The 26,287-nt window shown below is 73.4% G+C and carries 23 protein-coding genes; 14 read left to right on the top strand and 9 right to left on the bottom strand.

Annotated elements, in window-relative coordinates; genetic code table 11:
* Positions 1-2 precede the first annotated feature (2 nt).
* Both DQE82_RS17420 and DQE82_RS17415 read right to left on the bottom strand, forming a co-directional pair.
* Positions 3-803: an ABC transporter ATP-binding protein gene (locus tag DQE82_RS17420; RefSeq protein ID WP_030499725.1), complete on the bottom strand. Its 801-nt coding sequence runs from the start codon at positions 801-803 to the stop codon at positions 3-5.
* The gene (locus DQE82_RS17415) at positions 796-1,698 is read right to left on the bottom strand and encodes an ABC transporter permease (protein WP_043325116.1); all 903 of its coding nucleotides are present in this window, start codon (positions 1,696-1,698) and stop codon (positions 796-798) included. Before DQE82_RS17415 ends, DQE82_RS17420 begins: the two co-directional genes overlap by 8 nt.
* A gap of 154 nt (positions 1,699-1,852) precedes the next feature.
* Between DQE82_RS17415 and DQE82_RS17410 the strand changes: the two genes are divergently transcribed.
* From DQE82_RS17410 to DQE82_RS17400, 3 genes are all read left to right on the top strand, one after another.
* On the top strand, positions 1,853-2,485 hold the full coding sequence (locus tag DQE82_RS17410; protein ID WP_043325115.1) for a TetR/AcrR family transcriptional regulator: 633 nt from the start codon (positions 1,853-1,855) through the stop codon (positions 2,483-2,485).
* A 149-nt stretch (positions 2,486-2,634) separates the two neighbouring features.
* Positions 2,635-3,741 carry a DegT/DnrJ/EryC1/StrS aminotransferase family protein gene (locus DQE82_RS17405; protein ID WP_104113590.1) on the top strand — a complete coding sequence of 369 codons (1,107 nt, stop codon included), beginning with the start codon at positions 2,635-2,637 and terminating at the stop codon, positions 3,739-3,741.
* Positions 3,742-3,797: 56 nt separating this feature from the next.
* The gene (locus DQE82_RS17400) at positions 3,798-4,841 is read left to right on the top strand and encodes a Gfo/Idh/MocA family protein (RefSeq protein ID WP_043325113.1); all 1,044 of its coding nucleotides are present in this window, start codon (positions 3,798-3,800) and stop codon (positions 4,839-4,841) included.
* Positions 4,842-4,882: 41 nt separating this feature from the next.
* Here DQE82_RS17400 and DQE82_RS17395 read toward each other — a convergent pair whose 3' ends face one another.
* Entirely contained in the window at positions 4,883-6,523 is a 1,641-nt protein-coding gene (locus DQE82_RS17395) for a glycosyltransferase (RefSeq protein ID WP_113973215.1), read from the bottom strand.
* A gap of 119 nt (positions 6,524-6,642) precedes the next feature.
* Between DQE82_RS17395 and DQE82_RS17390 the strand changes: the two genes are divergently transcribed.
* From DQE82_RS17390 to DQE82_RS17375, 4 genes are read left to right on the top strand one after another with little or no spacing between them, the layout of a single operon-like run.
* Positions 6,643-7,857: a glycosyltransferase gene (locus tag DQE82_RS17390; RefSeq protein WP_223201138.1), complete on the top strand. Its 1,215-nt coding sequence runs from the start codon at positions 6,643-6,645 to the stop codon at positions 7,855-7,857.
* Between the two features lie 28 nt (positions 7,858-7,885).
* Positions 7,886-8,449 carry a hypothetical protein gene (locus DQE82_RS17385; RefSeq protein WP_051611092.1) on the top strand — a complete coding sequence of 188 codons (564 nt, stop codon included), beginning with the start codon at positions 7,886-7,888 and terminating at the stop codon, positions 8,447-8,449.
* Positions 8,446-9,828, top strand: a complete 1,383-nt coding sequence (locus tag DQE82_RS17380) for a glycosyltransferase (RefSeq protein ID WP_030499733.1) — start codon at positions 8,446-8,448, stop codon at positions 9,826-9,828. The genes DQE82_RS17385 and DQE82_RS17380 overlap by 4 nt, the downstream gene beginning before the upstream one ends.
* Positions 9,825-10,430 (top strand): hypothetical protein, encoded by a 606-nt coding sequence (locus tag DQE82_RS17375; RefSeq protein WP_113973214.1) that lies wholly within the window; start codon positions 9,825-9,827, stop codon positions 10,428-10,430. The genes DQE82_RS17380 and DQE82_RS17375 overlap by 4 nt, the downstream gene beginning before the upstream one ends.
* 75 nt (positions 10,431-10,505) lie before the next feature.
* Here DQE82_RS17375 and wecB read toward each other — a convergent pair whose 3' ends face one another.
* On the bottom strand, positions 10,506-11,594 hold the full coding sequence (gene wecB / locus DQE82_RS17370; protein ID WP_043325111.1) for a non-hydrolyzing UDP-N-acetylglucosamine 2-epimerase: 1,089 nt from the start codon (positions 11,592-11,594) through the stop codon (positions 10,506-10,508).
* 176 nt (positions 11,595-11,770) lie between these two features.
* Between wecB and DQE82_RS17365 the strand changes: the two genes are divergently transcribed.
* Together DQE82_RS17365 and DQE82_RS17360 are read left to right on the top strand one after the other, a co-directional pair.
* Complete coding sequence (locus DQE82_RS17365; RefSeq protein ID WP_113973213.1) at positions 11,771-13,231, top strand: hypothetical protein; 1,461 nt, start codon at positions 11,771-11,773, stop codon at positions 13,229-13,231.
* An 11-nt stretch (positions 13,232-13,242) separates the two neighbouring features.
* Positions 13,243-15,120, top strand: coding sequence for a hypothetical protein (locus DQE82_RS17360; RefSeq protein ID WP_113973212.1), 1,878 nt, complete (start codon positions 13,243-13,245; stop codon positions 15,118-15,120).
* Positions 15,121-15,129: 9 nt separating this feature from the next.
* Here DQE82_RS17360 and DQE82_RS17355 read toward each other — a convergent pair whose 3' ends face one another.
* Positions 15,130-16,296: a hypothetical protein gene (locus tag DQE82_RS17355; RefSeq protein WP_233514694.1), complete on the bottom strand. Its 1,167-nt coding sequence runs from the start codon at positions 16,294-16,296 to the stop codon at positions 15,130-15,132.
* A gap of 309 nt (positions 16,297-16,605) precedes the next feature.
* On the opposite strand from DQE82_RS17355, the gene DQE82_RS17350 reads away from it, so the two are divergent.
* From DQE82_RS17350 to DQE82_RS17340, 3 genes are all read left to right on the top strand, one after another.
* Entirely contained in the window at positions 16,606-18,165 is a 1,560-nt protein-coding gene (locus DQE82_RS17350; protein ID WP_043325108.1) for a glycosyltransferase, read from the top strand.
* 3 nt (positions 18,166-18,168) lie between these two features.
* The gene (locus DQE82_RS17345; protein ID WP_043325107.1) at positions 18,169-19,452 is read left to right on the top strand and encodes a nucleotide sugar dehydrogenase; all 1,284 of its coding nucleotides are present in this window, start codon (positions 18,169-18,171) and stop codon (positions 19,450-19,452) included.
* Between the two features lie 188 nt (positions 19,453-19,640).
* Positions 19,641-21,389 (top strand): CDP-glycerol glycerophosphotransferase family protein, encoded by a 1,749-nt coding sequence (locus DQE82_RS17340; protein ID WP_069090033.1) that lies wholly within the window; start codon positions 19,641-19,643, stop codon positions 21,387-21,389.
* Between the two features lie 55 nt (positions 21,390-21,444).
* Here DQE82_RS17340 and DQE82_RS17335 read toward each other — a convergent pair whose 3' ends face one another.
* Positions 21,445-21,987: an acyltransferase gene (locus DQE82_RS17335; protein ID WP_030499741.1), complete on the bottom strand. Its 543-nt coding sequence runs from the start codon at positions 21,985-21,987 to the stop codon at positions 21,445-21,447.
* 65 nt (positions 21,988-22,052) lie between these two features.
* On the bottom strand, positions 22,053-22,391 hold the full coding sequence (locus tag DQE82_RS17330) for a DUF952 domain-containing protein (RefSeq protein ID WP_043325106.1): 339 nt from the start codon (positions 22,389-22,391) through the stop codon (positions 22,053-22,055).
* Between the two features lie 83 nt (positions 22,392-22,474).
* On the opposite strand from DQE82_RS17330, the gene DQE82_RS17325 reads away from it, so the two are divergent.
* Positions 22,475-23,131 carry a response regulator transcription factor gene (locus DQE82_RS17325; RefSeq protein ID WP_043325105.1) on the top strand — a complete coding sequence of 219 codons (657 nt, stop codon included), beginning with the start codon at positions 22,475-22,477 and terminating at the stop codon, positions 23,129-23,131.
* Positions 23,132-23,141: 10 nt separating this feature from the next.
* Complete coding sequence (locus DQE82_RS17320) at positions 23,142-24,593, top strand: HAMP domain-containing sensor histidine kinase (RefSeq protein ID WP_064447481.1); 1,452 nt, start codon at positions 23,142-23,144, stop codon at positions 24,591-24,593.
* A gap of 12 nt (positions 24,594-24,605) precedes the next feature.
* Here DQE82_RS17320 and DQE82_RS17315 read toward each other — a convergent pair whose 3' ends face one another.
* The gene (locus tag DQE82_RS17315) at positions 24,606-25,547 is read right to left on the bottom strand and encodes a TAXI family TRAP transporter solute-binding subunit (RefSeq protein ID WP_083297126.1); all 942 of its coding nucleotides are present in this window, start codon (positions 25,545-25,547) and stop codon (positions 24,606-24,608) included.
* A gap of 54 nt (positions 25,548-25,601) precedes the next feature.
* Positions 25,602-26,255 (bottom strand): hypothetical protein, encoded by a 654-nt coding sequence (locus tag DQE82_RS17310; RefSeq protein WP_030499746.1) that lies wholly within the window; start codon positions 26,253-26,255, stop codon positions 25,602-25,604.
* Between the last annotated feature and the right edge of the window lie 32 nt (positions 26,256-26,287).

Raw genomic sequence — 26,287 nt, 5'->3', positions numbered from 1 at the left:
GGCTACTTCTGGCCCTCGTACGCGTCGCAGACCTCCTTGGTGGGGCCGTCCATCCTCAGGACGCCGCCCTCCAGCCAGATGGTCCGCTCGCAGGTGTCCCGGATCGAGCCGATGGAGTGGCTGACCAGGAACACGGTGCCGGCGCTGTCGCGCAGCTCGCGGACCCGCTGTTCGCTGCGGACCCGGAACTTGCGGTCACCGGTGGCCAGCGCCTCGTCGATGAGCAGCACGTCGTGCTTCTTCGCCGACGAGATGGCGAAGCGCAGCCGGGCGCCCATGCCGGAGGAGTACGTGCGCATCGGCAGCGAGGCGAAGTCGCCGCGCTCGTTGATGCCGGAGAACTCGATGATCTCCGGGGCGATCTTCTTGACCTGGTCCGGTTGCATGCCCATGGCGAGGCAGCCGAGCACCACGTTGCGCTCGCCGGACAGGTCGTTGAGCAGCGCGGCGTTGACGCCCAGCAGGGACGGCTGGCCCTGGGTGTAGACCGCGCCGCGGGCCGGCGGGAGCAGCCCGGCGATGGCCCGCAGCAGCGTCGACTTGCCGGAGCCGTTGCTGCCGATCAGGCCGATCGCCTCACCCTGGTACGCGGTGAAGCTCACGCCCTTGACCGCGTGCACCTCGCGGATGTTCGGCGCCTTGGTGCGCGAGACGATCCGCTTGAGCGCGGAGACCGGTGTGGTGCCGCCGCTCGCGCCCTTGTGGATCCGGTAGATCACGTGCACGTCGTCCACCACGACTGTGGGCACGCGACCCGAGTCGATCACGGGACCGGCGTTCAGCGGCAGGGTCTGCTCAGCCACGGCCGTACTCCTTCTCTCCGCGCCAGAAGTAGACGAACCCGCCGATGCCCATGACGACCGCCCAGAACAGGCCCAGCGCCCAGAGCTTCGGCGGCGAGCTGACCAGATCGGGCTGGTGGGAGTTGAGCAGCGAGAAGCGGGCCAGCTCGATGAAGACCAGCGGCGGGTTCCACTCCAGGAGGCTCGCGGCCCAGTGCGGCAGGTGCTGGCGGAACAGCGCCACCGGGTAGAGCACGCCGGAGGCGTACAGCCAGGTGCGCATCACGAACGGCATGATCTGCTTGAGGTCGGTGATCTTGGAGCCGATCCGGGCCATGATCATGGTGAGGCCGATGTTGAAGACCGTCTGGAGCAGCAGCGTCGGGGCGAGCAGCAGCCAGCGCCAGGTCACCGGCTCGCCGGTGAACAGCACGATCGCGCCCAGCACCACCATCGACATGAGCAGCTGCTGGAGCTGCACCAGCGTGACCGTGATCGGCAGCGCGGCCCGGGGGAACTGGAGCGCCCGGATCAGGCCCAGGTTGCCGGTGATCGCGCTGGTGCCGTTCGACACCGCGGTCTGGGTGAACATGAAGATGAACACGCCGGTGCACAGGTACGCGATGAAGTTCGACACGTTCCGGTTCTGCGACAGGATCACGCCGAAGATCAGGAAGTAAACCGCCGCGTTGGTGAGCGGTGTCAGCACCTGCCAGAGCTGCCCGAGCTGGGTGTTGCTCAGCGAGGACGCGACCTTCGCCCGCGAGTACGCGGTCATGAAGTGCCGGTACGCCCACAACCGGCGGGTGTACTCGCCCAGTGGTGGTCGTTCCCCGGCGACCCGCAACCCGTACCGCCGGGCCAGTTCGGCCCGGCTCAGTCCGGATTCGGGGTCGGCCACCGCGGTGTTGGCCATGATCAGGCGCTCCGATCTTTCGTGCTGATGGGGAGCAGTGCGGTGAACAGATCCAGCGTGGCCCGGCGGGGAGGAGCCGCCTCGCTGCTGCATGGAAGGTAGTCCACCGAACGTCGGGACGCAACCGTACCGTCGTTGCGCTACATTGTTCCACGTGACGACCGAGAAGAGGCGTGCCCCGGCCGGCGCGGCGGTGCTGCGCGGGGAGATCACCAGCGCCATCCGTACCGCCGTGATGCAGGAGTTGGCCGAGGTCGGCTACGGTCGCCTCTCCATCGAGGCGGTGGCCCGCCGGGCCGGTGTGAGCAAGACCGCCATCTACCGCCGCTGGCGGTCCAAGCTCGACCTGGTGCTGGACATGGTCTCCGCCGTGGCGGGCCGCAACATCCCGCTGCTGGACACCGGCAGCCTGCTCGGTGACCTGGAGATCCTGCTGCACGTGATGGCGCGTGCGCTGCGTCACCGGCTGGCCGCGCAGATCATCCCGGACCTGCTGGCCGAGGCGGCCCGCAACCCGCAGATCGCGGAGAAGTTGCAGGCCGCCCTGGACGACTACCAGCAGGCGGTGGGGCGGATCCTGATCGGCCGGGCGGTCGAGCGCGGCGAGCTGTCCCCGGACACCGACCGGCGCGCCGCCGTCGATCTCATCGTGGGGCCGGTGTACTGGCGGATGGCGATCTCCCGGGCCCCGCTGGAGCCCGCCGAGGTGCCCCGGATGGCGGCCGCGATCGTCGCCGCCCTGCGGGTAGCATGCGTGGGGCCTGTGCGCGACGAGGTGGAAGTCTGACCCGGGTCGCCCCCGGAGGGCCGTCGTCGATCATGAACAGAACGTCACATCCAGTCGGACAATCAGCGCGACCCGATTGTTTTCCTGACAGAGCGGTAGCATCCCCCGAAATGTCTCCCATGAACCACGTGTCGACAGGAGGAAGCCCCATGGCCGGGCCGCATCCAGAGTTCATTCCCCCCGCACGGCCGATCATCGGCGAGGCCGAGATCGAGGCGGCCGTCCGGGTGCTGCGGAGCGGCCGGGTCGTGCAGGGCCCCGAGGTCGCGGCGTTCGAGGAGGAGTTCGGCGACCTGGTCGGCGGCCGGCACTGCGTCGCCGTCAACTCCGGCACCTCCGCGCTGCAGCTGACGCTGATGGCGCTCGGCTTCGGCCCGGGCGACGAGATCATCGTGCCCTCGTTCTCCTTCGCCGCGAGCGCCAACGCGGTGCGGCTGGTCGGCGCCGAGCCGGTCTTCGTGGACATCGAGCCGGGCAGCTTCTGCGTCGACCCGGAGGCGGTCGCCGCCGCCGTCACGCCGAAGACCGTCGCGATCATGCCGGTACACCTCTACGGCCACCCGGCCGCGATGGACCGGATCATGGCGATCGCGCAGCAGCACGGACTCGCTGTGGTCGAGGACGCCGCGCAGGCGCACGGCGCCGAGCTGAACGGCACCCCGGTCGGCGCCTTCGGCACCGCCGGCTGCTTCAGCTTCTACCCGACGAAGAACATGCACGCCCTGGAGGGCGGCATGATCAGCACCGCCGACGCCGAGCTGGCCCGTACCCTGCGGCTGCTGCGCAACCAGGGCATGGAGCAGCGGTACGCCAACGAGATCGTCGGCGCCAACATGCGGATGACGGACGTGGCCGCCGCCATCGGCCGGGTGCAGCTCACCCAGCTCGGCGAGTGGACCGAGCAGCGCCGCGCCAACGCCAAGTTCCTCGACTCGGCGATCACCGGCATGGTCACCCCTCCGGTCGCCGACGGCGCCCGGCACGTCTACCACCAGTACACCGTGCGCGTCACCGGCAACCGGGACGCCGCCCAGGCCCGCCTCACCGAGCTGGGCATCGGCAACGCGGTCTACTACCCGACCCCGATCCACCGGCTCAAGCCGTACCTCGTGGACGGCAAGCCGGGCGCGTGGGACCTGCCGGAGACCGAGCGGGCCGCCGCCGAGGTCGTCTCGCTGCCGGTGCACCCGTCGCTGAGCCAGGCCGACCTGGAGCGGATCGCCGAGGGCGCGAACCTGGCCGGCGGTGCCCGGTGAGCGCGAGGAGTGAGTCGGGTTTGCGAGCCCCGCAGTCGCGAACGAAGGACAGCTCAGTGAGTGAAGGTCGCAAGCTGCGCGCCGGTCTGATCGGCCTCGGCGCCATGGGGCGCAACCACGCCCGGGTGCTGTCCAACCTCGACGGCGTCGAGCTGGTCGGCGTGGTCGACCCGGCCGGCGACGTGACCGGGACGCTGCGCGCGCCCGTCGTACCCGAGCTGAGCGACCTGCTCGCCCTCGGCGTCGACTACGCGGTGGTGGCCTGCCCGACGGCGCTGCACGAGCCGATCGGCATGGAGCTGGCCGCCAACGGCGTCTGCGCGCTGATCGAGAAGCCCCTCGCGCAGTCCGTCGACGCGGCGACCCGGCTGGTCGAGGCGTTCGAGGCCGCCGGCCTGGTCGCCGGCGTCGGCCACATCGAGCGCTACAACCCGGCGCTGCAGAGCCTGCGCACCCGCCTGGAGGCCGGGGAGCTGGGCGAGGTGTTCCAGGTCGTCACCCGGCGCCAGGGCCCGTTCCCGCACCGGATCGCCGACGTCGGCGTGGTGATGGACCTGGCCACCCACGACATCGACCTCACCGCGTGGGTGACCGGCCAGGAGTACACCTCGGTCTCCGCCCGCACGGTCTCGCGCAGCGGCCGGCTGCACGAGGACATGGTCGCCGTCGTCGGCCAGCTCGCCGACGGCACCATGGTCAACCACCTGGTCAACTGGCTGAGCCCGCTCAAGGAGCGGTCCACCGTCGTCACCGGCGACAAGGGCTGCTTCGTGGCCGACACGCTCACCGCCGACCTCACCTTCTACGCCAACGCCGCCATCGACACCGAGTGGGAGGCGCTGCGCGCGTTCCGCGGCGTGGCCGAGGGCGACATGGTCCGCTACGCCATCCCGAAGCGGGAGCCGCTGCTGGTCGAGCACGAGCGGTTCCGCGACGCGGTGGAGGGCAAGCAGAGCGACATCGTCACCCTGCGGCAGGGCCTGCGTACCGTCCAGGTCGCCGCCGCCCTGCTGGAGTCCGCGTCCGACGGCCGTACCGTGGCCGTGGGCCCGGCCGCCGCCGACCGGGACGGGCGCGGCCTGCAGCCGACCCCGGCCTGACACCGGCCCGGCCGGGCGTCACCGACGCCCGGCCGGCCCGGTCAGTCGATCCCCAGCAGACGGTCGAAGCACGGTGCGTTCACCGACCAGTCCCAGGTGGCCGAGGCGTGCTTGGCCGCGGCCTCGCCGGCGGCCCGCCAGACCTGCTCGTCCGCGGTGACCGCACGGACGCGGGCGGCGGCCTCGGCCGGCGTCGCGACCACCCAGTCGGCCGGGAAGACGGTACGCGCGCCGTGTTCCCCATCGGCGAAGAACGGCCAGTCCCGCACCACCGGCACCGCGCCGCTCGCGGCGCCCTCCACCACGGCACAGTGGAAGCTCTCCCGCACCGAGCTGCTGAGCACCACGCCGATGCCGGTCAGCACACCCGGCACGTCGTCGGTGTGGCCGAGCCGGGTCACCGCGCCGGAGGGCGCCAGCTCGGCCAGCTCCGTCTCCAGCGCCGCCGCGTAGTCGCGCGCCGCCCGGCTCATCCCGGTGTCGATGCTCCCGCCGACCAGCAGCAGGCGGTACCGCTCGTCGGCGGCGCGCAGCAGCCGCAGCACCTCGATCGCCCACCGCGGGTCCTTGGCGACCGCGCTGGTGCCCACCAGGCCGAGCGTGAACCGGGCCGCGGAGTCCTTCGGCCGCGCGAACGGCGCCAGGTTTATCGCGTTGCACAACACGTGGGTACGCGGCGCGTGCGCGCCGGTGAGCCCGGGCGCCACCCGGAGCGTGAAGTCACGCAGGTGCTCGGAGACGAAGACCACGTCGTCCACCCGGCTGAAGTCGATCAGGTTCGGCCACCTGCCGAACGCCTCGTAGCTGTGCAGCCGGACCACCACCCGGGTGTCGCCGGGGTCGACCAGGCCGACCATCACAGCGGTCGCCACGGCCCAGTCGACGAACACCGTGTCGGCCCAGTCCAGGTGCGGGCGCAGCCAGGCCTCGACCTGCCTGCCGTACTCGGTGTCGCGCAGCAGCGCCTCGGCGGTCATGCGCCTGGACTGCCGGATCAGCGGCCCGGCCACCGGGTCGTCGTCCAGCCGCACGTAACGCAGCTCCACATCGGGGTGGGCGGCGTAGCGCTCCCGGATCGCCTGCACGAAGTGCGCGCTTCCGTTGAGCAGCAGCAGCACCCGTTGCGGCCGGTCCGTCGGCGGCGGCGCGGCCGGCTGCCGGCGGCCGCGCGGCGTCAGCAGCGCCCGACCCACGGCGCTGCCGTGCAGCGGCGCGAGGAACGCCGCCGGATCGTCCGCCAGCGGCGAGTCGAGCTGGTCGAAGTGGATCACCCGGTGGAACTGGGTGTGCAGCACCCGGTGCAGCCGCCGGGCCGCCGCCTCGCCGTCACCCCGGGCGTACGCCCGGTCCGCCTCGGCCAGGTCGGCCTCGACGGCGGCAGTCAGGTGGGCCGGGGTGCGTCCCTCGGCGATCTCGTCGGCGGCCTCCTGCGCGAGCAGGTCGGCACGGGCGGCCGGGCCCACGCCACCGGCCACCGCGACCAGCGCGGCCCGGGACTCCGCCGCCGGCCAGCCGGCCCGGACCATGCCGGCGCGCAGGCGGCGGGCCAGCGACGACCGCGCGCCGGCCGGCAGCAGCGGCGCGGCCGCCAGGCCGTGGATCAGACGGGCCGCCGCGCGGTGACGCACCACCCGGGGAGCGGTGACGCGACGGAGCACGCCGGCTGCGAGCTTGCTGCCCATCTGGGCTGGGTCCTTCCGATCGCGGAGGCTGGCGCCGCAACGCCGACCCGCGTGGTCGGCGAGCGCGGTTCGTGCATGTTAACGTGGCGCGGTCCCTACTTGCGGCGAGGAAGGTTCGGGTGCCGGCAACTTCAGCACGGGACGTCGTCGTCCTCACGCCCTGGTTCCCGACCCGCGAACTGCCCTTCCGCGGCTCGTTCGTCCAGGCGATGGTCGACGCGACCGCACCGGTTTCCGACCGGATGACCGTCTATCACTGCGACGCCTGGGTGGCCGCCCTCGATCCGGCGGCTGAGCGCCGGGTCAAGGACGCCCACCGCGTCCTGCTCGGCCACGCCCGGCACCGCACCCCGACCGTCGGCGGCGCCGACCTGGTCTACGTCCCGGTGCCGGTGCCCCGCGGGCTGGGGCACGCGGAGATCGCCGACCGGCACGACGAGGCGCTGCGCGCGGCCCTCGGCGGCCGTCCGCTCACCGCACCGGTCGTGCACGCCCACGTCGGGCTGCCCAGCGGCTGGGCGGCGATCCGCAACGCCGGCCCGGACACCCGGGTCTACGTGACCGAGCACGCCAGCTTCCTGGACAAGGTGCTCGAGACCGCCCGCGGCCGGGAGATGTACGACGAGGTGCTCGACCGGTGCGCCGGTTTCCTCGCCGTGGGCGAGGGCGTCCGGGCCCCGCTGGTCGAGGCGTTCCCGCACCACGCGGACCGGATCGGCGCGATCGCCAACCCGATCTCCTTCGACCGGCCCCGCCCGACGCCGATCACCGCGCTGCGCCGGTGGCTGTTCGTCGGCGCGCTCTCCGAGCTCAAAGGCGTACCGCTGCTGCTGGAGGCGTTCGCGCGGTGCCGGCAGGACGACCCGGCACTGACGCTGACGCTGGTGGGGGAGGGCGCGCTGCTGGCGAGCCTGACCGCCCGGGCGGCCGAGCTCGGGGTGGCCGACGCGGTCACGTTCACCGGGGCGGTCCCGCCCGAGCGGGCGCTGGAGCTGATGCGGGAGCACGACCTGCTGGTGCACCCGAGCCGCCGCGAGACGTTCGGGGTGGCGGTCATCGAGGCGATCGCGGCCGGGCTGCCCGTCCTGGTCACCCGCTGCGGCGGTCCGGAGCGGACGCTGGCCGGCATCGAGGACGCCGCCGGTCAGATGATCGACGTGACAGACGACCCGGAGACGATCGTCGCCGGATACCGGCGGCTGCGGTCCCGGTTCCCCGACGACCTCGAACCGGCCCACGCCCGTAAGGCGCTCGCCGACCGGTACGGCTACGCCGCCGTCGCCGAGACGCACCGCCGCCTGTGGTTCTCCGACGAGGCCGACCCGGCGGTCTGACGCCGGGCGCCGCAGCTGATGGAGTGAGATGCACGTCCTTTTCCTGTCCGTCGGGTCGGTCCGGCGGCGCGCGGTCGTGGAGGAGTCCCGCCAGGTGATCGCCGACGGGGGCGCCGCCACCGTGGTGGTCGACAAGATGGGCCCCTGGAGTCGTGAGACGTTCGCCACCGGCGTGCGGGTGATCGACCTGGCCGCCCTGCAACGTCGGCTGCCGGCCGACCGGGTCGAACAGGCGGCGCTGTACAAGGCGCCCCGCAAGCTGCTGCGGACCATCGGCCGCGGTCCGCTGCGGAAGGTGTCGAAGCGGGCCGAGCGCGCGTTCCAGCGGCGCCTCGCCGACCCGGCGCACCGGGCGTTCGTGCGGATGCGCGGCGACCAGCGTGACCGGCTTCTCGCCCGGGCCTGCGCGCGTCCCACGGTGGATGTGCTCGTCGTCACCGATCCGGTGGCGATGCCGTACGCGGTGCGCCTGCTGGAGCGCCGACGCGGTCACGCGAGCCCGAGAGTCTGCTTCAGTTACGACTACTCTGGAGTGGCGACCGATGGCCAGAACCGACCCGACCCGGATTCCGCCCAGGGGGACAATCCATGACGCGCCCGACGCGCCGACCGCGCATCCTGTACCTGTCCTTCTACTTTCCGCCGTCGCGGGCCAGCGGCGTGTACCGGGCCCGGGCCACCGCGAACTACCTGGCCGAGCACGGCTGGGACGTGACCGCCTTCGCGTCGCCGCTGTCGTTCCTGCACCGGGTGATCGGCTCGGTCGACGAGCAGCTGGCCGAGACCGTGCACCCGTCGGTCCAGGTGGAGCGGCCCAACATCAGCCACTTCGCCTGGGAACGTGACCTGCACGCCTACGGCCGGTTCCGGGGCATGTCGCCGATCCTGGCCCGCAACCTCTACAACTTCGGGTTGAAGAAGTTCTTCCCCGAGCACTACCTGTCCTGGGCGCTGGCGTCGGTGCGCAAGGCGCTGCGGATGCACGCCCGGCGGCGCTTCGACGTGGTGCTCGCCACCGGCAACCCGTTCGCCTCGTTCGCCGCCGCCTGGATGATCCACAAGGCCACCGGCGTGCCGTTCGCCGTCGACTACCGCGACGCCTGGACGCTCAACATGTTCACCGAGGAGCCGGGGTACGAGCCGGGCCACCCCGCCTGGCGCTGGGAGCGCCGGATCCTGCGCGACGCCTCCGCCTCGATCTTCGTCAACCAGCCGCTGCTGGCCTGGTACGCCGACCGCTACCCGAACGCCGCGGACCGGATGATGGTGGTCCCCAACGGCTGGGACCCGGATCTGCTGACCCAGCTCGACGCGCCCACGCCGCCGTCCGAGTCGGACCGCGACCGCCCGCTGCGCTTCTCCTTCCTCGGCACCATGAACAGCACCCAGCCGGTGGAGCAGATGGCCGAGGCGTTCCAGATCGCCCGGCGGCATCCCGACCTGGCCGACGCGGAGCTGAACATCCACGGTCACCTCGGCTACTTCAAGCAGGGCAAGACCGACCTCATCGCGCGGCTCGGCCTGGTCGAGGGCGAGCAGGGGCACGCGCTGCCCGAGTACGGCATCCACTACCGGGGCCCGGTCTCCAAGACCGAGGTCGGCAAGGTCTACCAGGACAGCGACGTGCTGGTCTTCCTGGCCGGCGGCGCGCGGTACGTCACCTCCGGGAAGATCTTCGAGTACATGGCGAGCGGCAGCCCGATCGTCTCGGTGCACGCGCCCGGCATCGCCGCGCAGGACGTGCTGGCCGGCTATCCCCTCTGGTTCAACCCGGAGAGCCTCGACGTGCACGACATCGCCGAGTCGATGATCGCCGCCGGCAAGGCGGCCCGGGACATGTCGGCGAAGCAGCGTGCCGAGGCGCGTGCGCACGCCGACACGTTCACCCGGCAGGCGGTCACGGCGCCGCTGGAGGCCAGGCTGCGCTCGATGGTGCGGCGCAAGATCGAGGCGGGAAGGATCGCATCGTGACGTTCGACGACGCAGCCGGCAACCAGCCGCCCACCGCGGGCGCGTCCCGCACGCCGCGGGCGCTGCTGCTGGCGTTCAACCACAAACCGCACGAGAAGGTCGTGGCGCTGGCCGAGCGGCTCCTCGACGAGGGCGCCCGGCTGGACGTGGTGGTCCTCAGCGACACCAACTGGGCGGACCTGGCCGGCCGGCCCAACGTGCGGCTGTTCACCCTCGGCGCCGCGGAGAAGCGGCATCCGCTGCTGCGTACCGAACGGATCGTGGTCACCAGCGGGCCCCGGCGGGTGGCCCGCGGGCTGAGCCGGCTGGCCGGCGGCGGCACGGCGAGCGGGCTCAGCCGGCGGCAGGAGCGCCTGAGCCGGGCGTTCCACAAGCGAGTGTTCATGAAGGCGTACTCGAACGTGCGCCCGCTGGTGCTGTCCCGGCTGGCCGACAAGCGGCTGTCCGAACTGGACCTGGAGCGCGACCCGGTCGACCTGATCGTGGCCTCCGACGCGCTGTCCATCACGCTGGGCTGGCGGCTGGCCCGCCGCTTCCCGAACGTGGTCGCCACCACCTCGCTCGACCCGCCCCCGTTGACGCAGCTCACCGCGGCGGCCTGACGCCGCCTGCCGCACCACGTGAAGCGGCCCGCCGGCACCGTCGATCGCGACGGCGCCCGGCGGGCCGGTCCGATTTCAGCGGGCGTGCTCGGCGAGCACCCGGACCACGTTCTCGGCCGCGCGGCCGTCACCGTACGGGTTGCCCCGCGCGGCGGCCGGCCGGGGCCGGGTGGCGGTCCGCACCCAGCCGTCGGCGCCCAGCGCGGACGGGTCCGGCACCAGCCGGTTCCAGTCGTCCGCGAGGGTCTCCACCCACTCCGTCTCCGGGCGCAGCGTGGTGCAGGGCCGGTCCAGCAGGTACGCCTCCTTCTGCAGGCCGCCCGAGTCGGTCACCACACCGACGGAGCCGAGCACCGCGGCCACCATGCCGCCGTACGGCAGCGGCCGGCCCACGTGCAGCGCGCCGCCACCCAGCTTGATGCCGTGCTCCTCGGCCCGGGCCAGCAGGCGCGGGTGCGCCAGCAGGGCGACCGGCACCGGCAGCTCGGCGAGCGCGCCCACCAGTGCGGCCAGCCGCTCCGGGTCGTCGGTGTTCTCCGCCCGGTGCAGCGTGGCCAGCAGGTACGGCGCGTCCGGGTCGATGCCGGCCGGCAGCTCGGGGCGCGGCTGGTCACCGGCCAGCACCGCGTCACGCACCCGCAGGCAAACGTCGACCATCACGTCGCCGACCAGCACGGAACGGGCGGCCAGGCCCTCGGCGGACAGGTGGCGCACCGCCTCCTCGGTGGGCGCCAGCAGCAGGTCGGCGCAGTGGTCGGTGAGGACGCGGTTGTGCTCCTCCGGCATCCGGCGGTTGAACGAACGCAGCCCCGCCTCCAGGTGGGCCACCGGCAGGTGCATCTTCACCGCGGACAGCGCGCCGGCCAGCGTGGAGTTGGTGTCGCCGTACACCAGCACCCAGTCGGGTCGTTCGGCCGCGAGCACCGGGTCGAGGGCGGCCAGCGTCTTGCCGGTCTGCACGCCGTGGCTGCCGGAACCGATGCCCAAATGCACGTCCGGGTCGGGGATGCCGAGCCCGGAGAAGAAGACGTCGGAGAGGTCGGCGTCGTAGTGCTGCCCGGTGTGCACGATGACGTGCTCGTGCTCCGTGGCGGCGAACGCCGCGGCGATCGGTGCGAGTTTGACCAGCTGGGGCCGGGCGCCAACGATGCTGACGACCTTCATGTGGGTGATCCCTCCGATTGACTGTCCGTCCGACCGGGGCGGCGTCCGTGGGCGCCCCGCGGAACCGGCTGCGCCGGCCGGTGAGGGGAACCCCCACGCGGGCGATCCAGGCTAACATCGGGGCATTCCGCTTCTGGACGCCGACAAGGCCGGCACGAGCGCGAGGAAATCCCGTCATGGTCGAGTCGTCGGTCGTTCAAGAGCGCCCGCAGGAGCCGGCTGAGCCGCCCGCCGCCCGGCGGCCGCGTCCCCGGCCGCGCCCCGCGCAGCTCGTGCTCGCGGGTCTGGTCGTCGCGTTCGTCGCCGCGCGGCTGAGTATCGCCGCGCGGGCCGAGGCGTTCCGCACCTTCGACACCCGGTCGTACGCCGGGCTGCTCGACGGGCCGAACCCGACCGCGACGCTCTCCTTCACCGGGCACGCGCCGCGACTGTGGGGCACGCCGCTGCTCTACACGCTCGCCGGCAGCGATCCGGCCCGCGCGTGGGCGCAGGCCCTGATCAGCACCGCGGCGTGGGTGGTGCTCGTGCTGGCGCTCTGGACGATGCTGCGCGGCACGACCGCCCGGGTCTGCGCCGGGGTCGCGCTGTTCGTGCTGGCGCTGACCCGCGCGGTCTACGTGTGGGACCACACGCTGACCGCCGAGTCGCTCTCCATCAGCCTCGGCCTGCTCGCGTTCGGCCTGCTGGTGCTCTGGGTACGCCGGCGCTCGTGGCCGCTGCTCGCCGCCACGGTCGTGGTGACCGTGTGGTGGATGTTCGTCCGGCAGGACATGCTGCTGTTCATCGCGCTGGTGCCGGCGGTGCTGGCGGTGCTGGCGTGGCGCAGCCGCCCGCACCGCTGGGCGGCGGTGGTGGCGCTGGTCGCGATCGGCGCCGGGCTGGGCTGGAACGCGGCGCTGCTCGGTCCCACCGACGAGACGTTCGCCAAGTGGAGCGCGTCGGGCCGCTCGCAGACCGACGAGACGTTCCTCTACCGGCTGATGGTCGAGGTGCAGCGCGACCCGGAGATTCGGCAGGTCTACCACCGCGAGCTCGGCATGCCGCGGTGCGTGGCGATCGAGGACCCGAGCCTGGTCCGGCGGTGGAACGTCCGCAAGTTCTCCGAGGCGTACGCGAACTGCCCCGAACTGCAGCGGTGGGCCGAGGAGCACGAGATGGCAATCGGCTTCCGGTACGCGATGGCCGAGCCGGATCACTACCGCGAGATCATGGTCGGCCGGATCCTGCCGATGGCGCTGGGCAGCACCGAGTTGCACACGTACGGCCGCCCGGTGTCGATGCTGCCGGACGCGGTCGAGAGGGTCTGGTACCCGCGCCGCGACATGGTGCTTCCTCTGCTCGCCGGCGCCGTCGTGGCGACAGTGCTGGCGTGCGTGCTCACCGGCGCGGTCCGCCGGCGGCCGTGGCTCGTCCTGGCCGGCGTGCTCGGTGTGGTGGTGAGCCTGGTCAGTGTGCTCGCCAGCCTCATGCTGTCCGCCGGGGAGTACAGCCGGTTCGGCATCCAGGAGGCGATCTACCTGCGGATCAGCCTGGTGGTGCTGGCCGTGGCGGCGCTCGACGCGGCGCTGACCAGGCCGTGGAGACGCGCCGGGCGGGCGGCCCGGGGGGTGCCGGGCGACGACGCCGCGCAGCCGTAAACTCCTGCCTCATGACCGTTCCGGACACCCGTCCCACCGACCCCGCTGCGGCCACTACCGGAGACACCTCGCCCGGCGACACGGAGGTCCGCCGGGCGCCGGAGCCGGCGGAGACCGGGACGGACGACGGCGGCCGCACCGAGGCCGGCGACGGGACCGGCGAGCGGCCGGTCCGGCGGTGGAGCCGGTGGGACGGCGTCGTCGCGGCGGTCTACCTGGCCTGGGCGCTCCTGGTGACCGCCCGCGGGTGGCGCAACCCGGACGGACGCCTGCTCGGCAGCCGCCCGGACGACCAGGGGTTCAACGAGTGGATGCTGGCGTACGCGGCGCACGCGGTCCGGCACCTGGAGAACCCGTTCTTCACCACCGCGCAGAACGCCCCCGACGGCGTGAACCTGATGACCAACGTCGGCATGCAGCTGCCCGGGATCCTGCTGTCGCCGGTGACGCTGCTGTTCGGCGCCCCGACGGCGTACGTGCTGCTGATGACGCTCAACCTGGTCGGCACCGGCTACGCCTGGTACCACGTGCTGTCCCGGCACGTGGTGCGGTCCCGTGCCGCCGCGTTCGTCGGCGGCCTGTTCTGCGCGTTCGCGCCGGCGCTGGTGTCGCACAGCAACGGGCACCCGCACATGACCGCGCAGTGGCTGGTGCCGCTGATCGGCTGGCGGGTGCTGGCACTGGCCCGGGGCGGCCGGGTGCTGCGGGACGGGCTGGTGCTCGGCGCGCTGATCGCGGCACAGTTCTTCATCAGCGTGGAGATCCTCTTCCTGCTCGCGCTCGGCTGCCTGCTCGCCGCGCTGGCCCATCTCGCGCTGGCGCCGAAGGTCGCGTTGCGGCGCGCCCCCCGGCTGCTGGGCGGGCTGGGGGTGGCCGGAGCGCTGGTCGCTGTCGTCACCGCGTACCCGCTGTGGATGCAGTTCTTCGGGCCGCAGCACCGGATGGGGCACCCCGGCGGCCCCGACGTCTACGCCCTGAAGCTCGGCTCCTACGTGCGCTACGCGACCGAGTCGATCGCCGGCAGCCCGACCAGCGCCGGCGGCTGGGGCCCGAACACCACCGAGCAGGTCAGCTTCTTCGGCTGGTCGCTGGTGGTGGTGGCGGTCGCCGCCGCGTGGTGGCTGCGCAAGGAGGTCACCGTCCGGGTGCTGACCCTGGTCGCCGTGGTGTGCGCGCTGCTGTCGATGGGCACCACCTGGACCTGGGGCACCGAGCGGACCACGATCCCGGCGCCGTTCGCGTTGCTGCAGCACCTTCCGGTCTTCGACGCCGTGGTGGTGGCCCGCTTCGGGTTCATCACCACCATGGCCGTGGGTGTCCTGCTGGCGCTGGCCCTGGACCGGGTGGCGAGTCTCGCGCGTGACGGGGACCGGCTGCCGGCCCGGATCGCTGTCGTCGCGGTGGCTGCCGCGCTGGTGCCGATCCTGCCCACCCCGCTGCCGGCCCAGGGCCGTCCCGCGGTGCCGGACTTCGTCACCGCCGGCACCTGGCGTGACCACGTGGCCCCCGGCCGCACCCTGGTGCCGGTGCCGGTGGCGAACATGACCTCGGTCTACTGGGGCTCGGCGGCGCTGGCCGAGTTCGCGGTCCCGCAGGGCTACTTCCTCGCCCCCACGTCCAAGGACGACCCGACCGGGCGGTGGGGCGTCGAGCCGCAGCCGACGGCGAAGCTGCTCACGCTGGTCGCGGAGGGCAAGCGCGGCACCGACGTGACGCCGGCCGAGGTCGCCCAGGCCCGCGCCGACGCCCGCTACTGGCGGGCGGACGCGGTGGCGCTGCCCAAGCACCGCCGGCAGGAAGACCTGCGCGTGGTGCTCGACGCCCTGTACGGGCCGGGCCGCCAGGTCGACGACGTGTGGCTCTGGGACGTGCGGCCGTTCAGCAACTGAGCGGCGCGCCTACGGCGACCGGTTCCAGATGATCAGGACGTAGCCGCCGAAGTAGGCGGAGACGATCAGCAGCGGGGCCAGCACGGTGACCGCCCGGGCCCAGCCGGCCCGGGCCAGCGCGACGGCGACCGGCAGCAGGAGCGGGAACGCGGGCAGCAGGAAGCGCGCCTTCGCGTGGTAGTAGCCGGCCGCGCCGAGCGTGGTGAGCAGGATCAGGCCGCTGTAGAGCAGGAGCTGCCAGGGCTGCCGGTCGAGGGCGCTGAGCACGAACAGCGCCAGCGCGATCAGCACCACGAGCGTCACCACGTACATGGTCAGCGCCGTGGGCTGCGCCAGCACGCGCTGCGCCACCCGGACCGTGTCGGCGCCGAAGTCGAAGGTGGTGCCCCAGCCGGCGTCCTGGATGTGGAACCAGCCGTCCGGCCGCCCGGTCTGCCGGCCGACCCAGGCCAGGTACCCGACCCAGCCGGCCGGCGCGATCACCAGCGCGGCCCACGGGCGCCAGCCGTCGCGGCGGCGCAACGCCGCGATCAGCGCCGCGAGACAGACCACGGCGAGCAACGCGGAGCCGGTCGGCCGGGTCAGTCCGGCGCACAGGCTGAGCACGGCGGCGAGCAGCCACGAGCGGCGCAGCAGCGCGTACAGGGACCAGGCGGCGAACGCGGTGAAGATCCCCTCGCTGTAGCTCATGTTCTGCACGATGCTGTGCGGCAGCACGCCCCAGAGCACGGCGAGCAGGATGCCGACGCGGCGGTCGTACAGCCGCTCGCCGACCGCGAACAGACCCCAGGCGGCGGCGAGCGCGGCGACGGCGGCGACCGCCAGCGCGGTGGCGCGCGCGCCGAGCGGGGTCAACGGCTCCAGCGCCCCGACCAGGCGGGGATAGAGCGGGAAGAAGGCCATGTCGCTCTGGACCCGGGCGTAGCCGTCGTAGCCGTCGCGCGCGATCCGCAGGTACCACACGCCGTCGGACCCGGTGAGCAGCGCGGCCGGCCGGGCCCCGGTGGCGCGGGCCCAGAGCCAGAGCGTGACCAGCCCCACCGCTCGCACGGCGACGTAGCCGACGAGCGCGGGCAGGGCGTTGCGGAAGGCGGTCGCCAGCCGGTGCCCGAAGGAGGCCCGGTGCTGGGAAACCGTCTCCGCGGGCGGCTGTTGGCCGCGCGTCGGTGCGGTCATGCGTGGTCCTGTCCGAGTGATCTTCGCCCCCGGCGTCGGCGTCCGGGGCGTCGGCGACCGGCGGGAGCGCTCGCCCGGAGCCGGGTGCAGGGTAGCAACGGCGACACCGGCTTCCCGGCACGGCCGGGCATCGGCCTCCCGCGCCGCGCTTGTCGTACACTCGCTCGGGTCGCACGTGCGACAGTGGTTGACACGGAGACGGACGGGCATGGGTTCTGACGGGGCGGTCTCTGCGGCGGACCTGGGGGCGGCAGCCGCGGCACGGGGCGCCGTCACGATCGACACCTCGGCCCGGACGGCGGCCGGGCGGTGAGCCGACCGGACGTCACGGTCGTCGTCGCGGTGTACAACACCATGCCGGACCTCACCACCTGCCTCGAGTCGCTCGTCAACCAGACGATCGGGCACGACCGGCTGCAGATCGTCGCGGTCGACGACGGCTCCACCGACGGCAGCGGCGCGGAGCTGGAGCGGTTCGCGGCGGCGTACCCCTCGGTCCTGACGGTGGTGCACCAGCCCAACTCCGGCGGGCCGGCCGCCCCCAGCAACCGGGCGCTGGACCTGGCCACCGGCCGGTACGTGTTCTTCATCGGGGCCGACGACCACCTGGGCCGCGAGGCGCTGGAGCGGCTGGTGTCGGCGGCCGACCGGTGGGGCTCGGACGTGGTGCTCGGCCGCATGGTCGGCGTGAACAAGCGCTACGTGCACCAGGAGATCTACGACCGGACCCGGTCCGACATCGACCTGTTCGACTCGCCGCTGCCGTTCTCGCTGTCGAACACGAAGCTGTTCCGGCGGGACCTGATCGAGCGTCACCACCTGCGCTTCCCGGAGGACATGGCGGTCGGCAGCGACCAGCCGTTCACGTTGGAGGCGTGCCTGCGGGCGGCCCGCATCTCGGTGCTCGCCGACTACGACTACTACTTCGCGGTCAAGCGCCTCAACTCCACGAACATCACCTACCGCAGCGACCATCTCGCCCGGCTGGAGTGTGTGGAGCGCATCGTCCGGTTCGTGGCCGACATGGTGGAGCCGGGGCAGCGGCGCGACGCGGTGCTGCGGCGCCACTTCGCCTGGGAGATTGCGAAGCTGTTCCGCCCCGACTACCTCAAACTCGACGCCGAGACCCGGGAGCAGGTCCGGTCGCGGGTCGGCAAGCTGGTCCGGGAGTACCTCACCGACGGCATCCGCGACCGGCTCGACGCGGCCACCCGCGTGCTCGTCGGCACGGCCGCGTACGGCCGGCCGGAGGACCTGGTGGCGATCATCCGGCTGACCGCCGCCGACGGCCTGCCCTCGACGGTGGTCCGCGACCAGCGCTGGTTCGCCGCGTTCCCGGGCTTCGGTGAGGCGGGTGGCCTGAGTGACGAATGGTACGAGTTGGAGCCGGCGGCGAGCCGGTGGCTCGCCGCGCTGACCGCGGTTTCGGTACGCTCGGTGACCGGGCCCGACGGTGACCGGCGGGTGCAGATCCTCGCCCGCAGTCCCCGGCCGGATCTCGCCGACCTGGTCGGCGGGGACATGTCCGTGCGGGTGGGTGAGGCGGAGGCCGCCGTGCGGCTGCTGCCGGCCGACCCGATGGGCACGACTGTGGAGGCCACGTTCCGGCTCCCGGATCTGGCGGCCGACCTCGGTCCGGCGGGAACGACCCGGGCGGTCCGGGTCCGGGTGGCGGACAGCGCCGCCGTCCCGGTGCGGGGGTTCCGGCCGCCGCTGATCCACCGGGTGGTGTACCGCGACGGCACCCGACTGCATCTGGTCACGATCAACAACAACCACAAAGGTCACTTGGCGTTCACCGTCTGGCCGGTGACGCTTCGCCGGGTCGCGGCCCGTCTTCGGCGCCGGCTCCCCCGAGGAGGAAAGTAGTTCATGAACATCTGCGTCGTCGCGCTCGGCAAGATCGGTCTGCCGCTGGCCGTGCAGTTCGCGTCCAAGGGGCACCGGGTGATCGGCGCCGACGTCTCCGAGCGGGTCGTCCAGCTGGTGAACGACGGTGCGGTGCCCTTCCCGGGCGAGGCCGACCTGGACGTCAAGCTGAAGGAGACGGTCGCCGCCGGCCTGCTGTCGGCCACCACCGACACCGCCGCCGCGGTCGCCGAGTCGGAGGCGGTCGTCGTGGTCGTGCCGCTGTTCGTGGACGCCGAGGGCGTGCCGGACTTCGGCTGGATGGACGACGCCACCCGGGCCATCGCCCGTGGGCTGAAGCCGGGCACGCTGGTCAGCTACGAGACCACGCTGCCGGTCGGCACCACCCGCAACCGCTGGGCGCCGATGCTCGCCGAGGGTTCCGGCCTCACCGCCGGCACCGACTTCCACCTCGTGTTCAGCCCCGAGCGGGTGCTCACCGGCCGGGTCTTCGCCGACCTGCGCCGCTACCCGAAGCTGGTCGGCGGCATCGACGAGACGTCGGCCGCGCACGGCGTCCGGTTCTACGAGGCGGTGCTCGACTTCGACGAGCGGCCCGACCTGGACCGCCCCAACGGCGTGTGGGACCTCGGCTCGGCCGAGGCGTCCGAGCTGGCCAAGCTCGCCGAGACGACCTACCGGGACGTGAACATCGGCCTGGCGAACCAGTTCGCCCGCTTCGCCGACACCGTGGGCGTGGACGTCACCAAGGTCATCGAGGCGTGCAACACGCAGCCGTACAGCCACATCCACTCGCCGGGCATCGCGGTCGGCGGCCACTGCATCCCGATCTACCCGCGGATGTACCTGTGGAACGACCCGGCCGCCACCGTGGTGCGCTCGGCCCGCGAGGCCAACGCGGCCATGCCGGAGTACGCGGTCGACCTGCTCGCCGCCGCGTACGGCGACCTGACCGGGGTCGGCGTGCTGGTGCTCGGCGCCGCCTACCGCGGTGGCGTCAAGGAGACCGCCTTCTCCGGCGTCTTCCCGACCGTCGAGGCGCTGCGCCGCCGGGGCGCGGTGCCGTACGTGTCGGACCCGATGTACAGCAACGAGGAGCTGGCCGCGCACGGCCTGCCCGGCTACGACGGCGAGCCGCTCGGCGCCGCGGTGATCCAGGCCGACCACGCGGAGTACCGCACGCTGTCCCCGGCCGACCTGCCCGGCGTGACGGTGCTCGTGGACGGCCGGCGGGTCACCGACCCGGAGCGCTGGACCGGCGTGCGCCGGGTGGTCATCGGAGGCTGACCGCACACGCGCGTACCGGGCCCCGGCCGTGATCACGGCCGGGGCCCGTCGCGTGTCGCCACCAGCCGATCGGCGTCCGCCGTTCACCTGCCGGACACCCCGGCAATACTTGTGTCATGTGACCCGTTTAGGGTCGCAGCGGTCCGAATCGAACCTGGCCGACGTCGGGGCAGACAGGGAGCGTGTCGTTGTTGAGCAGAATTCGCAGCCAGCAGGGTCTCGCCGCGGTGGGCGCGACGCTCCTCGGCTACGCGGTCATGGTCCTCTCCGGAGTACTCGGCCTGGTGGTGCCGTTCGCGGTGGCCGCCGTGGTCGCCTTCGCCGGTGAACTGGCCCTGGCCGGGCGGCACACTCCGACCGCCGAACTGCTCGACAAGGCCGGGCTCGGCGAGACCTTCCGGCGGCTGGTGCGGGACCTGTCGGTGGTCCTGCTGGTGGTCGTCTCGGCCCGCCCCGGCGTGGCCGGCACGATCGCGGTGCTGCTGCTGCCCGCCGCGCTCTGGACCGTTGCGGTAGCCACGAACGCGGTGACGAAGGTGATCGACGGGCGGGTCGACCCCCCGGCGTACACCCGCAACATCGACCTCGGCGCGCTGCGGCGCGTCCCGGTGCCGCCGGCCTGGGCGCGGTGGCTGGCCGGGCTGAACATGCCGCTGCTCAACGTGCTTCTGGTGCCGGCGGCGGTGGCGGCCGCCGCGCTCGACCAGGTCGCCCCGGTGGTGGTCACCGGCCTGGTGACGCTCGCCGTCGGCCTGGTCACCGCCGCGGTGCTGGCGCTGACCGCGCTGCGCGGCCGGGGCAGCCAGCCGGGCGTGCTGCCCGCCGTGCACGACTGGCTCGCCCGGGAACGGCCCGAGGTCGCGCTCTACTTCGCCGGCCCGGCCAAGGACGTCTACCAGGCCAACATGTGGCTCGCGCCGGTGGAGGCGACCGGTCGCCGCGCGGTGGTTCTGCTGCGCGCCGCTGACGCGTTCGAGCAGCTCGCCGACACCCGGCTGCCGGTCATCTGCGTGCCGGCCGGCGTCGACTTCATGAACCTCGACCTCAGCTCGCTGCGCGTGGCGCTGTACGCCGCGAACGTCGGCGCCAACATCCACCTGCTGCGGGAACCGGGCGTCAAGCACGTCTTCGTCGGCCACGGCGACAGCGACAAGCAGGCGAGCGTGAATCCGTACAGCAAGGTGTACGACGAGGTCTGGGTGGCCGGGCCGGCCGGGCGGGAGCGGTACGCGCGCGCCGACGTCGGCGTGCTGGACCGCGACATCGTGGAGGTCGGCCGGCCGCAGCTCGCCGGGGTGCACACGTTCGGCTCCGGCGCCGCCGACCACCGCTTCACCGTGCTCTACGCGCCCACCTGGGAGGGCTGGCTCGACGACGACCCGTACCACACCTCGCTGGTGCTGATGGGGGAGCGGATCGTCTCCGGCCTGCTCGCCGCCGGTGACGTGCGGGTGATCTACAAGCCGCACCCGCTGACCGGCAGCCGGTCGGCGAAGGCGCGGGCCGTGCACGAGCGGATCGTGGGCCGGATCAAGGCGGCCGGCGGCGACATCGATCCGTCCTCGCTGGACGGGACCGCGCACCTGGTGGTCACCGGCCGCACGCCGGGGCTGTTCGACTGCTTCAACGTCACCGACCTGCTGGTCAGCGACGTGTCCAGCGTGGTCTCCGACTTCGTGCAGAGCGAGCGGCCGTACGTGGTGGCGAACCCGGCCGGTCTGTCCGAGGACGAGTTCCGCCGGCAGTTCCCGACCGCGCGCGCGGCGTACCTGCTCTCGGCGGACTGCGGCGAGCTGGCGAAGATCCTCGACGTGACGCGGTCCGGCGACGACCCGATGACCGGGGCGCGACGGGAGCTGAAGGAGTACCTGCTCGGCCCGGCCGGGTCGAACCCGATGGACCGCTTCCGGGACGAGGTCGGCCGGCTCTGCGGCTGAGGCGTAACCGTGACGGGGGCGACGACCGGCCTGGTCGTCGCCCCTCGTCGCCTGGTCAGCCCTGGTGCGGCGGGTTGTCGACGTCGCGGGAGACGACCTCGCCCTTGGCGTCGACCCAGCCCTTCGGCCGGGCCGGGTTGCCGGCCACCAGCTGGTACGGCTTGACGTCGCGGGTCACCACCGAACCGGCGGCGATCATCGCGTACTCGCCCACCTCGATGCCGCAGACGAGCGTGGCGTTCGCGCCGATCGAGGCGCCACGCCGGATCAGCGTCGGCGTGATCGTCCAGTCCGGATTCTGTGCGCGCGGGCGGAAGTCGTTGGTGAACACGGCGCAGGGACCCACGAACACCTCGTCCTCGATGGTCACGCCCTGGTAGACCGAGACGTTGTTCTGGATCTTCACCAGGTCGCCCACCGTGACGCCCGCGTCGACGTAGACGTTGCGGCCGATCACGCAGCCGGCGCCGACCTGCGCGCTCGACCGGATGTGCGCCAGGTGCCAGACCTTGGTGCCGTCGCCGACCTTGGCGCCGTCCTCCACGTCGGCCGTCGGGTGGACGAAGACGGAGGCGGACCGGTCGTTGCTGTCAGTCATCTCAACTCGCATCGTGGCAGGGCGCGTCGCGCCGTCGGGCGGGCTCGACGCAGCATAACGAGCGCTCACCCGAGCAGTTCGGCCACCGCGTCGGCGGCGGGCCGGTCGGCCGGCAGCGGATGCGCGGCGACGACAGCGTCCACCGGCAGCGCGGCGTACAGGTGCGGGAACAGCGCGCCGCCGCGGGAGGCCTCCCAGCGCAGCGCGTCGCCGAGCCGGGACTCGTCCACCGCGAGCACGGTCAGGCCGGTGACCCCGGCGAAGAACCTCCGCGCGGTCTCCACCACCTGGTCGGCGGCGGACAGGTGGACGTAGCCGTCCTGCCGGTCCATCGCGGTGCCGGCGAACCGCCCGTCCGCCCGTGCCCGCGCCCACTCGTCGTCGGAGAGAATCTTGTAGATCACGCCAGCAGCCTAGAGCGGCCTCGCGTCCCGGCGGCGCGTCTGCCACCATTCGCAGGGCACACGTCGAGCGGAGGGAGGAACGGGTGCGGATCCTCCTGGTCGAGGACGACCGTCGGGTCGCCGCCGCGCTGTCGTCCGCGCTGACCCGGCGCGGCTACCAGGTGGAACACGCCGCCACAGTCGCCGCGGCGCTCTCCGCCGCCCCCTGCGACCTGGTGCTGCTCGACCTGACGCTGCCCGACGGCGACGGCACCGAGGTGTGCCGCGAGCTGCGCCGCCGCAGCAGCCAGCTCGGCATCATCGCGGTGACCGCCCGTGGCGAGGAACGCGACCGGGTGCTGGGCCTGCGGCTGGGCGCCGACGACTACGTGGTCAAGCCGTTCTCGATGGTGGAGTTGCAGGCGCGGATCGAGGCGGTGCTGCGCCGCGCCGCGCACACCGTCCCGGAGCGTCACCTCATCGAGGCCGGGCCGGTGCGCATCGACGTCGGCGGCCGGACGGTGAGCGTGGACGGCCGGGACGTGTCGCTCACCCGCAAGGAGTTCGACATCCTGCTCTCGCTGGCCCGCCAGCCGGGGGTGGCGGTGCCGCGCGAGCGGATCCTGCTCGACGTGTGGGGCACCACCTGGGCCGACCGGCACACCGTGGAGGTGCACGTCGGGTCGCTGCGCGGCAAGCTCGGCGACGCGACGCTGGTGGAGACCGTGCGCGGGGTCGGTTACCGGCTCCGCGGCGCGTGAGGAGGGGCCCGTGCGGCGCCGACTGGTGATCAGCTACCTGCTGCTGATGGTGCTCGTCCTGATCGCCCTGGAGACGCCGCTGGCGTTCACGCTGGCCTCCCGGGAGACCGACCGGGTACGCGCCGACCGCCTCGCCGACGCCACCCGGTTCGCCTCGCTCGCCGGCCCGGCGCTGCGCGGCGGCAGCCCCGGTCCGCTCGACGGGGAACTGGCCGCCTACGACGCCCTCTACGGCATCGGTGCCGCGGTGGTGGACCGGGAGCGCCGTACCGTCGCCGCCTCGTCGGCCTGGGAGCCGGGCGCGGGCACCGGCGCGGCGCTCGACACCGCGCTGTCCGGGCAGCAGTTCAGCGGCCCCGAGTCGGTCTGGCCGTGGGACGGCGGGCCGGTGGTGACGGCCGTGCCGATCAACGACGGCGGCGAGGTGCTCGGCGCGGTGGTGACCACCAGCCCGGCGGACGGGGTGCGCCGCACCGTCAGCGCGTGGTGGCTGCTGCTGGCCGGCATCGGCCTGCTCGCGGTGCTGGCCTGCGTCTCCACCGCGTTCGGGCTGGCCGGCTGGGTGCTGCGCCCGGTGACCGAGCTGGACGCGGTGACCCACGAGATCGCCGAGGGCCGCCGGACCGCGCGGGTGCGCCCCCGGCTCGGCCCACCCGAGCTGCGCCGGCTCGCGACGAGCTTCAACGACATGGCCGACGCGGTCTCCGACGTGATGGACCGGCAGCGCGCCTTCGTCGCGCACGCCAGCCACCAGCTCCGCAACCCGCTGACCGCGCTGCGGCTGCGGGTCGAGGAACTGGGTCCCAGCCTCAGCGACGCGGACGGGCGGGCCGAGCACCGGCTGGCGCTGGAGGAGACCGACCGGCTGGCCACCGTGCTCGACGCGCTGCTGACCCTGGCCCGCGCCGAGCGGGAGGAGAACCAGCGGGTCACCGTGGACGCCGCCGCCACCGCCGCGTCCCGGGTGTCCGCCTGGCTGCCGCTGGCCCGGCACTGCGACGTCGCGCTGCGCCTGGACGCGGACGGCGAGCCGGTGTACGCCCGCACCGTACCCACCGCGATCGACCAGGCGCTGGACGCCCTGATCGACAACGCGGTGAAGTTCAGCGGCGCCGGGGGAGAGGTGACGGTGACGGTCCGCGCCGCCGAGGGCGGTACGACGCTCACCGTCCGGGACACCGGCCCGGGCATGACGGCCAGCCAGCTCGACCAGGCAACCGAACGGTTCTGGCGGGCGCCGGACGTGCAGAACGTGGACGGCGCGGGCCTCGGGCTGACCATCGCGGCGGTGCTCGTGGACGCCTCGGACGGCCGGCTCACCATGCGCCGGGGCGAGCCCCGGGGCCTGGTCGCCGAGTTGTGGTTCCCGGCGCCCGCCGACGATCCGGGTGAGGCCGGCGGGGAGGCCGAGACCGCCGAGCCGGTGGGCCCGCGACACGACGGCGAGCCGGCCACCCGCTGACCGCGCGCGGGCTCAGGGCTTCGCGGCGCGGTACCACTGCGCCGCGCCCGGGTGCAGCGGCAGCGGGGTGGTGACGATCGCCGACCGCTGGCTCATCCGGCCCGCCGCCGGGTGCGCGGCGGCCAGTTCCGCCCGGCGCTCCATCAGCAGGCGGGTCACGTCGCGCACCAGCGCGGCGGGCAGGTCGGCGCGGACGATCAGGTAGTTCGGGTTCGCCACCGTGCTGACCGGCTCCGCCTGGTACATGGAGCGGGGGATGTCCCGGGTCACGTAGACCTGCCCGTACCCGCGGCGCAGCGCCTCGGTCCACTCGCCCAGGTCCACGATCCGCAGCGAGGTCCGCTCGGCCAGGTCGGCGACGCCGCGTACGGGCAGTCCGCCGGAGAAGAAGAACGCGTCGATCCGGTCCTCCCGCAGCGCGGTCATCGAGTCGTCCAGCCCGAGGTGCTCCTGGCGGATCCGGTCGCCGTCGAGCTGGGCCACCTCCAGTAGGCGGGTGGCGGTGATCTCGGTGCCGGACCCGTCGGCGCCCACCGAGACCCGCCGGCCGCGCAGGTCGGCGAGCGTGCGGATCGGGCCGCCGGCGCGGGTGACCAGGTGCAGCAGGTCGTCGTAGACGCGGGCCACGGCGAGCACGGACGGATGCTCGGGTTCACGTGCCGGGAGCACGTCGGCCTGGGTGAAGCCCAGTTCCGCCGCGCCGGACCCGACCAGCCGGACGTTCTGCGCCGAGGCGGCGGTGACCACCACCTCGGCCCGTACCCCGGGCAGCTCCCGGTTGAGCACGGCGGCGAGCGACTGGCCGAAGGCGTGGTAGACGGCGGTCGGGCTGCCGGTGGCGATGCGGATCCGGGTCGGCTCGGCCGGCTCGTCCCGGCATCCGGCCAGGCCGGAGACGAGCAGCAGCACCAGCACGAGCGGGGCGGCGGCGCGCACAGGCCAGTGTCGGCTCACGGGCTGCACTCTGCGCCGTGCACCCGCCGCCGCGCAAGCCCGCCGCCGGGCCGGTCAGCCGGCGGCGGCCAGCTCCGCGCTCTCGGTGATCCGGGTCCGGTGCTCTCCGTTGGGCACGATCACCAGGAAGCAGCCCGCGCCCGGCCGCAACGCCGCCGGCACCTCCAGCAGCGCCGCGCTGCGGACCAGCACCGCGGCCAGGTCACGGTCGGCCAGCCGGATGCCGAGGCAGTGCCGGCGTACGTGCCGGCCGCCGGCGAGCAGCGCCGCCCGCCAGGCCGCCGCCGCCAGCCGGGGCCGCCAGAGCCGCCGCGCCGCCGAGGCGCCCGGGAACGGCCCGCCGAGCAGCTCCCGGCGGCCCTGCCGCCAGCCCGTGGTGAGCAGATTCGCGTACGCCGCCCGGTGCTGCGGCGGCACCGCCAGCCGGTGCAGCTCGTAGCGGCGGCGCAGGCCACCGGTGGTCAGTTCGTGCTGCACCGGCACGTCGAGTCGACCCAGCAGCTGCCGCATCCGGTGCGCCGCGTCCTCGCGGTTGAACTCGGCGATCCCGCCCCGGTGCGGTCCGGGGTCCAGGCGGCGTACGTCGGCGGCCGGCGGCGGCGTGCAGCGCACCATGCAGGCGATCTCGAAGGCGTCGGTCAGGGTCAGCCAGTCCAGCGGCGGGGACGGGCGGGGGCGGTCGAGCAGCGAGGTGGGCTCGGCGAGCATCGGCGCAGCTCCTCGGTCAGAGTCGGGGTACC

Origin of the sequence: Micromonospora sp. LHW51205 (assembly GCF_003315815.1) — a bacterium.
Lineage (GTDB): Bacteria > Actinomycetota > Actinomycetes > Mycobacteriales > Micromonosporaceae > Micromonospora > Micromonospora chalcea.
The sequence above is the reverse complement of the archived record's forward strand: the minus strand, read 5'-3'. Positions and strand labels throughout refer to the sequence as shown.